Raw genomic sequence first — 14334 nt, 5'->3', positions numbered from 1 at the left:
GCCAAGGCGGAAGAATGAATAACGCATCCACCCATTTTCGTGCAGCGGCGCCTGGGGAGAGCCAGGATGACCTGCAGGCGCTCAGCCAGGCTTTTTCATTGCCGAAATTACGCTATGTCGATATTTCACGGCAGGAGCGGTTAACGCAAATGATGACGCGCTGGCCACTGTTGGCCGAATTGGCGCAGACCACGGGGAGCCACTGATCTATGCCGGTGCTCGCGCTGCAAGGGTTGCGGGGTGGAATGGGGACGACCTCGGTCACGGCGGCGCTCGCCTGGGCGTTGCAGCAACTGGGCGAGTCGGTGCTGGCGATCGACTTCACGCCGGATAATCTGCTGCGCTTGCATTTCAACACACCGTTCGAGCTGGCGCGCGGCTGGGCCCGCGCAGAGCAGGATGGCGGCGCTTGGCAGGAAGGTGCGCTGCGTTATTGTGAAAACCTCGACTTTCTGCCTTTTGGCCGCCTGAATGGGGCGGAAAGGCTGGAAGTGCAGCGCCAGTGTCGTCAACAGCCGGAACGCTGGCGCGACAACCTGCGCCAACTGATCGCCGGCGATCCGCAGCGCTGGATCCTGCTGGATGTCCCGGTCGGGGACGGCGTGTTGGCGCAGCAGGCGCTGCAGCTTGCCGACAGCGTGTTCGTGCTGTTGAACCCCGACGCCAACTGTCAGGTGCGGCTCCATCAACAGACGCTGCCGAATGACTGCCGTTTCCTGGTCAATCACTACTCCTCCGCCAGCCAGCTGCAGCAGGATCTGCATCAGCTGTGGCTGCAAACCCTGAGCGGCCTGCTGCCGGTGGTGATCCACCGCGACGAAGCGTTGGCGGAAGCGCTGGCGGTCAAACAGCCGTTGGGCGAGTATCGCCCCGAGAGCCTGGCGGCGGATGAAGTGCTGACGCTGGCCAACTGGTGCCTGATCAACCTCAAACGGGGCGTTGCGCCATGAGCCGGGTGCTGAGCCTGCTGCTGGTGCCGCCGGTGCGTCAGGCGGTGCAGGCGCGCTACCGCGTCTATCGCCGCAACGGCGCGTCGGCGCTGACCGCCTTTTTCGCCACGCTACTGGTGGCGCTGGGGTGGATGCTGCTGCGCTTCGAGTCACCGGCCTGGCAGCGTGTGCGCGTCGGCCGCGCTTACTGGTTCCCGCATCTGTCCGCCGAACGCCCGCGCCCGGCGGATGCGCTGCGCTATCTGCTGCAGGGTCTGTGGCTGCTGCTGTTTCGCAGCGGCCGCGCGCCGGTGCCGCGCGACTATTTCGCCGGGTGGCGGCGGCTGCAGCAGCGCTACGCCGATTGGCTGCAGAGCCTGCCGCAACGGCTGAAAAACGCCGGCGTGGAACAGCGTTCGGTAGAGCGCCTCGGCCGCATGAACCGCGGCATGCGACGCGCGCTGTTTATTCTGGTCGGCGTGTTGGCGGCGATCCTCGCCATGCTGTGCATCTCGCAACCGTTCGATCTGTCGGCGCAGTTCGTGTTCGTCGTGCTGCTGTGGGGGATCGCGATGGTGGTGCGCCGGGTGCCGGGGCGTTTGCCTGCGCTGATGCTGATCGTGCTGTCGCTGACCGTTTCCTGTCGTTACCTGTGGTGGCGTTATACCGCCACGCTGAACTGGGACGACCCGCTCAGCCTGGTGTGCGGCCTGTTGCTGCTGGTGGCGGAAACCTACGCCTGGGTGGTGCTGGTGCTGGGCTATTTCCAGACCGTCTGGCCGCTTAACCGCCAGCCGGTGCCGTTGCCCGCTGACAGCGCCACCTGGCCGACCATCGATCTGATGGTGCCGACCTACAACGAAGATCTCGGGGTGGTGAAGCCCACCATCTATGCGGCGTTGGGCATCGACTGGCCGAAAGAGAAAGTGAACATCTATATCCTCGACGACGGCAATCGCCCCGAATTCCGGGCGTTCGCCGCCGAAGTGGGAGTGAAATACATCGCCAGGCCGACCCACGAACACGCCAAGGCCGGCAACATCAACAATGCGCTGAAGCAGGCCACCGGCGAGTTCGTGGCGATTTTCGACTGCGACCACGTGCCGACGCGCTCCTTCCTGCAACTGACCATGGGCTGGTTCTTCAAAGACAAAAAGCTGGCGATGCTGCAGACCCCGCACCACTTTTTCTCGCCGGATCCGTTCGAGCGCAACCTCGGCCGCTTCCGCCAGACGCCCAACGAGGGCACCTTGTTCTACGGGCTGGTGCAGGACGGCAACGACATGTGGGACGCGACCTTCTTCTGCGGCTCTTGCGCCATCCTGCGCCGCAGCGCGCTGGATGAGATCGGCGGCATCGCGGTGGAAACCGTCACCGAAGACGCCCACACCTCGCTGCGCTTGCACCGGCGCGGACACACCTCGGCCTATATCCGCATTCCGCAGGCCGCCGGGCTGGCGACCGAAAGCCTGTCGGCGCACATCGGCCAGCGCATTCGCTGGGCGCGCGGCATGGTGCAGATCTTCCGGCTCGACAACCCGCTGCTGGGCAAGGGGCTGAAACTGGCGCAGCGCCTGTGCTACGCCAACGCCATGCTGCACTTTCTGTCGGGCATTCCGCGGCTGATCTTCCTCACCGCGCCGCTGGCGTTTTTACTGCTGCATGCCTACATCATCTTCGCGCCGGCGCTGGCGATCGCGCTTTATGTGCTGCCGCACATGATCCACGCCAGCCTGACCAACTCGCGCATCCAGGGGAAATACCGCCATTCGTTCTGGAGCGAAATCTATGAAACGGTGCTGGCCTGGTATATCGCGCGGCCGACGACGGTGGCGCTGTTCAATCCGCACAAGGGCAAATTCAACGTGACCGCCAAGGGCGGGCTGGTGGAGGAGGAGCATGTCGACTGGGTGATCACCCGGCCTTACATGTTCCTGGTGGTCCTGAACCTGGCCGGGCTGGCGTTCGGCGCCTGGCGGCTGGCCTATGGCCCGACGGACGAGGTGATGACGGTGATCATCAGCCTGGTGTGGGTGCTGTACAACATGACCATTCTCGGCGGCGCGGTGGCGGTGGCGGTGGAGGCCAAGCAGGTGCGTCAGGCGCACCGCGTGGAGATCGCCATGCCGGCGGCAATCGCGCGTGCCGATGGCCACCTCTACCCCTGCACGCTGCGCGATTACTCCGACGGCGGCGTGGGCATTGAGATGCGAGTGGAAAACGCGTTGAAAGACGGCGACAAGGCCTCGCTGCTGCTCAAGCGCGGCCAGCAGGAGTACAGCTTCCCCTGTGTGGTGACGCGCGCCTTCGGCAACAAGGTGGGGGTGCGTCTGGTCAGTCTCTCCACCCGTGAACACATCGATTTCATTCAGTGCACCTTCGCCCGCGCCGATACCTGGGCGCTGTGGCAGGACGGGTTCCCTGAAGACCGGCCGATCGAAAGCCTGCGCGACGTGCTGGCGTTGGGCTTCCGGGGCTATGTGCGCATGGCGGATTACGCGCCGCCGCTGGTGCGCGGTCTGCTGGTCGGGGTCACGTCGCTGACCGCCTGGGTCGTGTCGTTTATTCCGCGCGGCGTCGGCAGGGATCCGACCTTGGATCAACAAGAAACAGTGGGTTAGCTGCGAGTTCAACCGCCCGCTCACTCGCCCGGTGAACAGGCTCCAACATTGATGATGATACGATGACGCGAAAAATAACCTGGTTAACTGCTCTGGCCTTAGGCATCAGTACCCTGTCGCAGGCCGAAACCGCCACTGCGCCGACCGTGGCGGCTCAGCCGCCGATCGCCGCGGCGGCCGATACGGCGACCGCGCCACCGCCGGCCGCCGCGCCGCAGGATCCGAATGCGCCGGTGCGCGACGTATCGCTGCCGTTTGCGCAGATAGCGCCGCCGCCGGGCACCTTTGTTCTGCGCGGCACCCGGCCGGACGGACAGATCGAATTCGGCGTGCGCAGCGATGAGGTGGTCTCGCAGGCGATGCTCGATATGGAGTTTACGCCGTCGCCGGCGCTGATCCCGGTGGAGTCGCACGTCAAGGTCTATCTGAACGACGAACTGATGGGCGTGACCACCCTCGCCAAAGAGCAGCTGGGCAAGCCCAATCGCATCCAAATGGCGATCGATCCGCGCTATATCACCGATTTTAACCGCGTCAGGCTGGTGTTTGTCGGCCATTATCAGAACATCTGCGAAAACCCGGCCAGCACTTCGCTGTGGCTCGACGTCAGCAAGTCCAGCGCGCTGAAGCTGCGTTTCCAGACGCTGCCGGTGAAAAACGAGCTGTCGCACTTCCCTGAGCCGTTCTTCGACAGCCGCGATAATCGGCCGCTGACGCTGCCGATGGTATTCGCCGGCCAGCCTGATCTCGCCCAGCAGCGCGCGGCGGGCATTCTGGCCTCGTGGTTCGGCAGCAAGGCGCAGTGGCGCGGGCAATCCTTCCCGACGCTGTACAATGCGCTGCCGACGCAGCACGCGGTGGTGTTCGCCACCAACTCGCAGCGTCCGGATTTCCTGCGCGATTATCCGGCGGTCAACGGCCCGACGGTGGAGATGATCAGCCACCCCGACAATCCGTACGTCAAACTGCTGTTGATTCAGGGGCGTGACGACAACGATTTGATCACCGCGGTGAAAGGCATCGCGCAGGGTAACATCCTGTTCCGCGGCCAGAACGTGACGGTGGACAAGGTGGAACAGCTCGCGCCGCGCCAGCCTTACGATGCGCCGAACTGGGTGCGCACCGATCGGCCGATGACCTTCGCCGAGCTGCAGCAATATGCCGAACAGCTGCAAACCAGCGGCATCGAGCCCGGCCCGATTTCGCTGACCATGAACCTGCCGCCGGACCTGTTCCTGATCCGCAGCACCGGTATCGATATGCACCTGAAATACCGCTATACCGCGCCGCGCATTCAGGATGGTTCGCGGCTGAGCGTCAGCCTGAACAACCAGTTCGTGCAGGCTTACTCGCTGGTGCCGGAACACGAGCAGGGCGCGCAGCTGCTGCGCCTGCCGTTGACGCAGGGGCTGCTCGACTCCGACAAGAACGTCAGTATCCCGGCGCTGCGGCTGGGCGCCACCAACCAGCTGCGCTTTGACTTTGACTACACCACGCTGCTGGCCAGCGGCGCGGAAGGGCGCTGCGAAACCTACTCCTTCACGCAAAACCACGCGGTGATCGACGGCGCATCTACCATCGATTTCTCCGGTTATCGCCACTTTATGGCGATGCCGGACTTGCGCGCCTTCGCCAACGCCGGCTTCCCGTTCAGCCGCCTGGCGGATCTGTCGCAAACGCTGGTGTTGGTGAACCAGAAACCGCAGCCGGCGCAGGTCAGCGCGCTGCTGAACGCGCTTGGCGTGATCGGCGCGCAAACCGGCTACCCGGCGCTGGCCTTTACGCTGAGCGACGACTGGTCGCAGGCCAAGGATCGTGACGACGATATCCTGATGGTCGGCACCATTCCGCCGGCGCTGCGCGACGACAAGAAAATCAGCCTGCTGGTGGATGCCACTCAAAGCTGGGTGAAGCAGCCGACGCGACAGCCGCCGCTGCCGAGCGCGGAATTGCTGGCGGAGGACGCCAAGCCGGACAGCAAGACCACCGTCAGTTCCGAGGGCGCGATGTCGGCGATCATCGGCGTGCAATCGCCGTTCAACGATCAGCGCAGCATCGTGGCGCTGCTGGCGGACAGCCCGCGCGGCTATGAGTTGCTGAACAATGCCCTGCTGGACAGCGGCAAGCGCGCCGCGGTGTTCGGCTCGGTGGCGGTGATCCGCGAATCGGGGGTCAACAGCTTGCGCGTCGGCGATGTTTACTATGTCGGCCACCTGCCGTGGTGGGAGCGGCTGTGGTATGCCCTTTCCACCCATCCGGTACTGCTGGCGGTGATCGCGGTGGTGCTGGTGGTGATCCTGGGGCTGATGCTGTGGCGCGGCCTGAAGGCCTTCAGCCGGCGTCGTCTGGCGCCTGAAGATCGGGATTGACGGCGGTGAACGCGATGCTGCAACGCCTGTCGCTCGGCATGCTGCTGCTGTGCGCCTTCAGCGCCGCCGCGGCCTGCGAGTGGCCGGGCTGGCAACAGTACAAGCAATTCTACATCAGCCCGCAGGGGCGGGTGATCGACCCAAGCAGCCCGAACAAAATCACCACCTCCGAGGGACAGAGTTACGGCCTGTTTTTCGCCCTGGTGGCCAACGACCGGCCGACCTTCGACCTGTTGTTGACCTGGACGGAGAACAATCTGGCGGCGGGCGATCTCAGCGCCCGCTTGCCCGCCTGGCTGTGGGGAGAGAGCGACGATAAGCAGTGGAAGGTGCTGGACGCCAACTCGGCGTCGGACGCCGACCTGTGGATCGCTTACAACCTGCTCGAAGCCGGCCGCCTGTGGAAAAGCCGGCGTTATCAAACCCTGGGAACTCTGCTGCTGCAACGCATCGGCCGCGAGGAAGTGGCCGACATTCCCGGCCTGGGCCTGATGCTGCTGCCGGGCAAAGTCGGGTTCGTGGCGGAAGATCGCTGGCGGCTGAATCCCAGCTACCTGCCGCCGCAGCTGTTGGCGCGTTTTGCGGCGCTGAACGGCCCATGGCGCGCGATGCGCGAGATCAATCAGCGACTGTGGCTGGACACCGCGCCGCACGGCTTCTCGCCGGATTGGGTGGTGTGGCGGGTCGGCGCCGGTTGGCAGCCGGACACCGTCAAGCCGAACGTCGGCAGCTACGACGCCATTCGGGTTTATCTGTGGGCCGGCATGCTGGCGGACGACGATGAACACAAGGCGGCGCTGGTTGAACGCTTCCAGCCGATGGCGCAGCTCACCGCCAAACAGGGCGTTCCGCCGGAGAAAACCGATACCGCCAGCGGCAAAACTACCGGCGACGGCCCGGTCGGTTTTTCCGCTTCTATGCTGCCGATGCTGGCGACGCAGGCTGAAGCGCTGGCGGTGCAGCGGCAGCGCATCAGCGAGCATCCGCCGGGTGATGACGCCTATTTCAGCGCCTCGCTGACCCTGTTCGGTCAGGGATGGGATCAACAACGTTATCGCTTTAATCGTCAGGGTGAATTGCAACCCTCGTGGGACGGCCAATGCACAACTTCAAAATAAACTGGCTGAATTTGATTCCGCTGAGCCTGGCGATGCTGCCGCAGGCGCGCGCTGCGGAGGCCGTGGCCCCGGAACAGTGGCTGCTGGAACAGGTGCGCATTGGCGAGGCCGGCAACAAGGACGATCTGGTGCGCCAGTCGCTGTACCGGCTCGAGCTGATGGATCCGAACAACCCGGACGTGATCGCCGCGCGCATGCGTTTGGCGCTGCGGCAGGGCAACATGGCGCTGGCGCAGCAGCAGTTGGACAAGCTGAAAACCCTCGCGCCGCAGTCCAGCGCCTATCGCCAGGCGCAAATGAACATGCTGCTGACCCAGCCGGAAACCCGGCAAAAGCTGCAGCAGGCGCGCCTGATGGCGACCGCCGGCCGGTTGCCGGAAGCCAAGGCGCAGTACGATGCGCTGTTTCACGGCGAGCCGCCGACGCTCGATCTGGCGGTAGAATACTGGCGGCTGGTGGCGCGTTTGCCGGGGCAGGAGGCGAAGGCGTTAAAGCAGCTGCAGGCGCTGGATCAGCAATATTCAGGCAATGTGGCGCTGCGCATGTCGCTGGCGCGTATGCTGTTCAGTCAGAACCAGGACGCGCAGGCCTATGAACTGCTGCAGAAGATCGCCGCCGATCCGGCCGGGCGCGGCGACGCCGCCGATCTGTGGCTGGACAAGGTCAAAGCGATGCCGGTTAGCGCGCAGAGCGTAGCGGCGCTCAACCGTTTCCTCGGCGTATTCGACACCGGCGATCAGGCGACCCGCGCCCGCGAAGAACTGGCCAGACAGCAGAAGCTGTTGGCCGATCCGGCTTATCAGGCGCGGGTGCGCGGTCTGGCGCAGGTGGATAAAGGCGGCAGCCGGGCAGCCATTCCAGAGTTGCAAAAGGCGCTGGCGGCGGCGCCGAACGACGCCGAGGTGCTGGGCGCGCTCGGCCAGGCCTACTCGCGCGCCGGCAACCGCCCGCAGGCGCTGAAGCTGTTTCGCCAGGCGCTGGCCGCCGACAAGAGCGGCTACGGCAGCGGCAAATGGCAGAGTCTGATCAAGAGCACCGGCTACTGGCTGGCGATCGATGAGGGCGACAAAGCGCTCAAGGCCGGCAATCTCGCGCTGGCTCGGCAGAAATATCAACAGGCGCGCCAGCTCGACGACAGCGACGGCGATGCGTTTATCGGCCTGGGCGATGTGGCGGTGGCGAGCAAGGATGACGCCGCGGCGGAAGGGTTTTATCAGCAGGCGTTGCGGCGCGATCCCGGCAACGGCAGCGCGCTGCGCGGCCTGGTGAATATCTATCAACGCCAGTCGCCGGAAAAAGCGCTGGCCTACCTCAACGGCCTGCCGCGCAGCCAACAGGCCAAGCTGCGCAGCACCCTCGACGGACTGCGGCTCGATATGTTGAAGCAGCAGGCGGAGACGCTGGCGGCACAGCAGCAGTGGCAGCAGGCGGCGGAAATCTATCGCCGCGCTCAGCCGATGGATCCCGACGACGTCTGGCTGACCTATCGCTATGCGCAGGCGCTGCGTCAGGCCGGGCAGCCGCAGCAGGCGGACGCTCTGTTCCGGCAGCTGGCGCTGCGCCAACATGCCAATCCGCAGCTGACCTACGCCTATGCGCTCTATCTTTCCGGCAGCGATCGCGACAGGCAGGCGCTGGCGCAGCTCAATACGCTGCCTGCGGCGCAATGGAACGACAACATGCGCGAACTGGCGCAGCGGCTGAAAATGCAGGCGGTAATCGAGCATGCCGAACGGCTGCGGGCCGCCGGTGACGAAGCGGCGGCGGAAGCCTATCTGCGTCGGCAGCCGGCGGACACCCGCATCGATTTGCTGCTCGCCGACTGGGCGCTGGCGCGCGGGGAGTATGCGGCGGCGCTGGACGACTATCAGCGGGTGAAACGGCGTGAACCGAACAACCCGGATGCGCAGCTGGGCGAGATCGAAGCCTATGTGGCGCAGGGGGATCTGGACGCGGCGCGTCAGCGGCTGAAAACCGAACCGCAGCCGCAAGACGCTTCGCTCAACAGCCAACGGCGGGTCGCCAACGCCTGGGGCGCGGTCGGCGATCCGCAGCAGGCCGACACGCTCTTCAGCCGGCTGAAAACGGCGGCGGCTTCGGAGCCCGCCGGGCAGACCAAGGCGCTTGTTTATCGTGACGCCGCCCGGCTGGAACGGGCTCAGCAACAGCCTGAGCGGGCGCAGCAGGATTACCGCCAGGCGATGGTGGCCGGCGGCATCACGCCGACGCTGCCGCAGGATAATGACGGCTACACCTATTTGACGCGCAATAATCCGAGCGACGACTGGCTGAAACGCGGCATCCGCTCCGACGCCGCGGATCTGTATCGACAGCAAGACGTGAACGTCACGCTCGATCACGATTACTGGCGCTCGAGCGGCACCGGCGGCATTTCCGACTTCAACGCGCACGACACCATGCTGCAGGTGGACATGCCGCTGTATGACGGGCGCGCCTTTTTGCGTACCGACACCGTGCAGCTGGATGCCGGCCGCTTCTCGACCGACGGCAGCGGCAAGTACTACGAAACCTTCGGCACCTGCAACACGCAAGGGTGCCGCGGCGATGAACACCAGAAAACCACCGGCACCAGCGTGGCGGCCGGCTGGAAAAACGATCGCTGGGCCGCCGACATCGGCACGACGCCGATGGGCTTTGAGGTGGTCGACTGGACCGGCGGCCTGGCCTACAGCGGCGACTGGAACCACATTGGCTGGACGCTGGCGGCCTCGCGGCGGCCGATTTCCAGCTCGCTGCTGGCGTTCGGCGGCGCCAAAGACCCGAATACCGGCATCACCTGGGGCGGCGTGCGCGCCACCGGCGTCAGCCTGAGCGCCAGCTACGATCGCGGCGAGGCGAACGGCGTGTGGGCCGATCTCAGCGCGCATCAGATTACCGGCAAGAACGTGGCGGACAACCAGCGGCAGCGGTTGATGGCCGGTTACTACTACAAGCTGATCAACGAAGACAATCGCCGCCTGAGCGTCGGGCTCAATACCATGCTGTGGCACTACCAGAAGGATTTGAGCGGCTATTCGCTGGGGCAGGGCGGCTATTACAGCCCGCAGCAATATCTGTCGCTGTCGCTGCCGGTCAACTACCGTCAGCGCACCGAGAACTGGTCGTGGGAGCTGGGCGGTTCGGTTTCGCTGTCCCATTCCAAAACCGACAGCCAGCGCCGCTATCCGCTGCAGGGACTGATCCCGGATTCGTTGCCCGATAAGTTCGCCGTCGAGGACGGCAGCTCCTCGAGCGGCGTCGGTTATACCCTGCGGGCGATCGTCGAACGCCGTCTCAGTTCGCACTGGACGCTCGGCGCCGGCATAGACATTCAACAGGCGAAGGACTATACGCCGAGCCACGCGTTGATTTATCTGCGTTATTCCCTGGCCGGCTGGCAAGGGGATCTCGATTTGCCGCCGCAGCCGCTGACGCCTTACGCCGACTTCAAGTAGCCGGAAGGGGGAAAGATTCGGAGTGTCGGACGCCGGGGAGTTTTGTTACCCTGTGTGCGGGTCGCGTTTGTTCGCTTTAGGAAAAGACTGAAACCCGCGATTTTCTTGGTTTTGCCTGCGGCATAGCCAGATAAAAACAGCCGATGATCGAGTATACTCAGCCCGGTTCGAGGGGGCGGGTGAGAGTCAGCCCCCTTTTTTGTTTCAGCCCGATTTCACGGAGAGCAGGTTTGCGGGTCAGGCGTTCGTTAACGATTAAGCAGATGGCGACAGTGTCCGGCGTGGCGCTGGTTACGATCTGCATCTTTATCGTGATCCAGTTATTCCACTTTGTGCAGCAGCGCAGGGATGACTACGCCCAGCAACTGGAGAATATCGCCCACTCCGTGCGCCAGCCGCTGGCGGAGGCGGTGCTGCGCATGGACGTGCCGGAAGCCAAAAGGGTGCTGAACACGCTGTTGCCGGTCGGCATTCTCAGCCGGGCGGATATCGTCTTGCCGAACGAGTTTCAGGCGCTGCACGCCAATTTCCCGCCAGAGCGGCCGGTGCCGACGCTGATCGCCCGGCTGTTTGAACTGCCTATCCAAATATCCGTGCCGCTCTATTCGCTGGAACGGGTGCCGGCCAACCAGCAGCCGCTGGCCTACCTGGTGCTGCAGGCCGATTCGTTCCGCATGTACCAGTTTATCCTCAGCATATTGTCGACCATGCTGTCGACCTACCTGCTGCTGGCGCTGATCCTGTCGGTGGCCATCACCTGGTGCATGAACCGGTTGATGGTGCATCCGCTGCGCGCGATGGCCAAAGAGCTGGAGAACATCTCGCAGGACGAAGCGCCCTATCATCAACTGATGCTGCCGGCGCTGCACCAGGATGATGAGCTCGGCCTGCTGGTGCGCAATTACAACCGCAATCAACAGACGCTGGCCAAGGCGCATGCCGACATGAGCCGCCTGAGCACCCGCCACCCGGTGACCGAACTGCCGAATCCTGCATTGCTGAACGCGTTGCTGGAACAGCATATCGCCTCCAGTCTGCGCCCCGAGCGTTTTAACCTGCTGGTGATCGGCATCGAGACGCTGCATGAAGCGTCTGGCGTGATGAGCCCGGCGATGCGCGAAGCGCTGCTGCTGGCGCTGGCGAAGAAGCTGCGCGGCTGCATCGACGAAAACGGCGTGTTGGCGCAGCTGAGCAATACCGAATTCGCCATTCTGGCCAAGGGCATCGAGCGGCCGTTCCACGCCATGCAGCTGGCGCGGCGCATCATGGCGGAGATCAATGCGCCGTTGACGCTGGAAGGCCTGGCGCTGCGGCCCAACGCCAGCATCGGCATCGCGCACTACCTCAATCAGGGGGAGAGTGCGGAACAGCTGCTGCGCAGCGCCACCTCGGCGATGATGTCCGCGCACCGCGAAGGAAAAAATCAGATCCTGTTCTTCGAACCCAGCCTGACGGAACGCACGCAGAAGCGGCTGACGCAGGAGAGCGAGATCCTGCACGGCATCGAGCAGCGGCATTTCACGCTGTTCCTGCAGCCGCAGATCGACATGCAGTCCAACGAGGTGATCGGCGCCGAAGCGCTGCTGCGTTGGCAGCAGTATGACGGCAGCTATACCCTGCCGGCCGACGTTATCCCGCTCGCGGAAGAGCTGGGCGTGATCGTGCCGCTCGGCAACTGGGTGCTGGAAGAGTCTTGCCGCATCCTGGCGGACTGGCAACAACGCGGCATTGCGCTGCCGATGGCGGTTAACGTTTCCGGCATTCAGATGCAGGACGAGGCGTTCGTCCCGCATCTGAAAAACCTGCTGGCGCAGTATCGGATCGATCCGCGCAAGCTGCTGCTGGAGATCACCGAGACGGTACGCATCGACGATCTCGATCGCGCCCTGGCGCTGCTGCGCGAGCTGCACGACCTGGGGCTGTCGATCGCGCTGGACGACTTCGGCATGGGCTACTCCAGCCTGGAGTACCTCAACCGCTTGAAATCCCTGCCGATCGATTTGATTAAGATCGACCGCAGTTTCATTCAGGGGCTGCCGGCCGACGATGCGATGGTGCGCATCGTCAGTTCGATCTCCGAAGTGCTGGCGTTGCCGGTAATGGCCGAAGGCGTGGAAAACGCCGAACAGCGCGACTGGCTGCTGCAGCACGGCATTCGCAGTGGGCAGGGATTCCTGTTCGCCCGGCCGCTGCCGCGCGAAGCGTTCGAAGCCGAGTTTTGCCGCGCGGCGCGGTGAGCGTCGCGATACCTTTCCGGTACTTTTCCTCGTCCGAAAATCGCCATTCTTTATCTACCTCTTTTGCGTTAGTGCAAACAAAGGCTTACGCAATTTTCAGCTTTGCACCCCGACTGACGCGTTTCAGCTCTTAAATTCACATCAACCCCACACGGTGGGTGCAACAAATTATTTCCATGTTGTTAAGTGGGTGTTATTTTCCGCGCAAGCGATGAACAGGCTGGATTTTTAGACTGCTGCCTGATGCGTGTCTTCCCCCCATAGGATGTTCATATGAAAACAACGATCTTTAAGAGCCTCTATTTTCAGGTGCTGACGGCGATCACGCTGGGTATCCTGCTTGGCCATTTCTACCCTGACCTCGGCGCCGAGATGAAACCTCTGGGCGATGGCTTCGTCAAACTGATCAAGATGATCATCGCGCCGGTGATCTTCTGCACCGTGGTGACCGGCATCGCCGGCATGGAAAGCATGAAGGCGGTAGGGCGCACCGGCGCCATCGCGCTGCTGTATTTTGAAATCGTCAGCACCATCGCGCTGATTATCGGCCTGGTGATCGTCAACCTGGTGCAACCGGGCGCCGGCATGAACGTCGATCCCGGCACGCTGGACGCCAAAGCGGTAGCGGTCTACGCCGAGCAGGCGCAGCAGCAGGGCATCATCCCGTTCCTGCTGGACATCATCCCCGGCAGCGTGATCGGCGCGTTCGCCAGCGGCAACATTCTTCAGGTGCTGCTGTTCGCGGTACTGTTCGGCTTCGCCCTGCATCGTCTGGGCGACAAAGGGCAGCTGATCTACAACGTGATCGACAGCTTCTCGCGGGTGATTTTCGGCATCATCAATATGATCATGCGCCTGGCGCCGCTGGGGGCCTTCGGCGCCATGGCGTTTACCATCGGTAAATACGGTGTCGGCACCCTGGTGCAACTCGGCCAACTGATCGTGTGCTTCTATATCACCTGCATCCTGTTCGTGGTGGTGGTGTTGGGCAGCATCGCCCGCGCCAACGGCTTCAGCATCTTCAAATTCGTCAACTACATCAAAGAAGAGCTGCTGATCGTGCTGGGGACCTCGTCGTCCGAATCCGCGCTGCCGCGCATGCTGGATAAAATGGAGAAGCTGGGCTGCAAGAAATCGGTGGTGGGTCTGGTTATTCCGACCGGGTACTCCTTCAACCTGGACGGCACCTCTATCTACCTGACCATGGCCGCGGTGTTTATCGCGCAGGCGACCAATACCCACATGGACATCATGCATCAGATTACCCTGCTGGTGGTGCTGCTGCTCTCCTCCAAAGGGGCGGCGGGCGTGACCGGCAGCGGCTTTATCGTGTTGGCCGCCACCATCTCCGCCGTCGGCCACCTGCCGCTGGCCGGCCTGGCGCTGATCCTCGGCATCGACCGCTTCATGTCGGAAGCCCGTGCGTTGACCAACCTGGTGGGCAACGGGGTGGCGACCGTGGTGGTGGCAAAATGGTGTAACCAGCTGGATGAAAAACAGCTGAAAGACACGCTGAACAACAAAAACACCGGCGCGGACAAAACGCTGCCTTCCGCCTGATATCGGCGGTAAATCACCGGCCGCATCCGCGGCCGGTGAGGTTCT

The 14334-nt window shown here is 63.5% G+C and carries 8 protein-coding genes; all 8 read left to right on the top strand.

Annotated features, from left to right (window positions below; translation table 11 throughout):
- Window positions 1–14: 14 nt before the first annotated feature.
- The 8 genes from bcsR (at window position 15) to ADK28_RS18650 (ending at window position 14289) form a co-directional block, all read left to right on the top strand.
- Window positions 15–206 carry a cellulose biosynthesis protein BcsR gene (gene bcsR / locus ADK28_RS18685; RefSeq protein ID WP_048796356.1) on the top strand — a complete coding sequence of 64 codons (192 nt, stop codon included), beginning with the start codon at window positions 15–17 and terminating at the stop codon, window positions 204–206.
- 3 nt (window positions 207–209) lie between these two features.
- Window positions 210–950, top strand: coding sequence for a cellulose biosynthesis protein BcsQ (bcsQ, locus tag ADK28_RS18680; protein WP_028127819.1), 741 nt, complete (start codon window positions 210–212; stop codon window positions 948–950).
- Window positions 947–3550 (top strand): UDP-forming cellulose synthase catalytic subunit, encoded by a 2604-nt coding sequence (bcsA, locus tag ADK28_RS18675; protein ID WP_033639028.1) that lies wholly within the window; start codon window positions 947–949, stop codon window positions 3548–3550. Before bcsQ ends, bcsA begins: the two co-directional genes overlap by 4 nt.
- Window positions 3551–3612: 62 nt before the next feature.
- The gene (gene bcsB, locus ADK28_RS18670) at window positions 3613–5919 is read left to right on the top strand and encodes a cellulose biosynthesis cyclic di-GMP-binding regulatory protein BcsB (RefSeq protein ID WP_048796355.1); all 2307 of its coding nucleotides are present in this window, start codon (window positions 3613–3615) and stop codon (window positions 5917–5919) included.
- Window positions 5920–5924: 5 nt separating this feature from the next.
- Complete coding sequence (gene bcsZ, locus ADK28_RS18665; protein WP_080286903.1) at window positions 5925–7037, top strand: cellulose synthase complex periplasmic endoglucanase BcsZ; 1113 nt, start codon at window positions 5925–5927, stop codon at window positions 7035–7037.
- On the top strand, window positions 7019–10492 hold the full coding sequence (gene bcsC, locus ADK28_RS18660; RefSeq protein WP_048796354.1) for a cellulose synthase complex outer membrane protein BcsC: 3474 nt from the start codon (window positions 7019–7021) through the stop codon (window positions 10490–10492). The genes bcsZ and bcsC overlap by 19 nt, the downstream gene beginning before the upstream one ends.
- 230 nt (window positions 10493–10722) lie before the next feature.
- A complete protein-coding gene (gene hmsP / locus ADK28_RS18655; protein WP_048796353.1) occupies window positions 10723–12729 on the top strand; it encodes a biofilm formation regulator HmsP in 2007 nt (668 codons plus the stop codon).
- Between the two features lie 273 nt (window positions 12730–13002).
- On the top strand, window positions 13003–14289 hold the full coding sequence (locus ADK28_RS18650) for a dicarboxylate/amino acid:cation symporter (RefSeq protein ID WP_016929514.1): 1287 nt from the start codon (window positions 13003–13005) through the stop codon (window positions 14287–14289).
- Window positions 14290–14334 lie beyond the last annotated feature (45 nt).

The sequence above is a fragment of the Serratia sp. 506_PEND genome, assembly GCF_001076875.1.
In the GTDB taxonomy this organism is placed as follows: Bacteria; Pseudomonadota; Gammaproteobacteria; order Enterobacterales; family Enterobacteriaceae; genus Serratia; species Serratia marcescens.
Note: the sequence above shows the minus strand (reverse complement) of the source record. Positions and strands in the feature narration are given on the sequence as shown.

Bases quoted from the DNA above. Each gene is read 5' to 3' on its own strand.
- ADK28_RS18650 (WP_016929514.1), top strand. From the start codon at position 13,003: ATGAAAACAACGATCTTTAAGAGCCTCTATTTTCAGGTGCTGACGGCG.
- bcsR (WP_048796356.1), top strand. From the start codon at position 15: ATGAATAACGCATCCACCCATTTTCGTGCAGCGGCGCCTGGGGAGAGC.
- bcsQ (WP_028127819.1), top strand. From the start codon at position 210: ATGCCGGTGCTCGCGCTGCAAGGGTTGCGGGGTGGAATGGGGACGACC.
- bcsC (WP_048796354.1), top strand. From the start codon at position 7,019: ATGCACAACTTCAAAATAAACTGGCTGAATTTGATTCCGCTGAGCCTG.
- bcsA (WP_033639028.1), top strand. From the start codon at position 947: ATGAGCCGGGTGCTGAGCCTGCTGCTGGTGCCGCCGGTGCGTCAGGCG.
- bcsB (WP_048796355.1), top strand. From the start codon at position 3,613: ATGACGCGAAAAATAACCTGGTTAACTGCTCTGGCCTTAGGCATCAGT.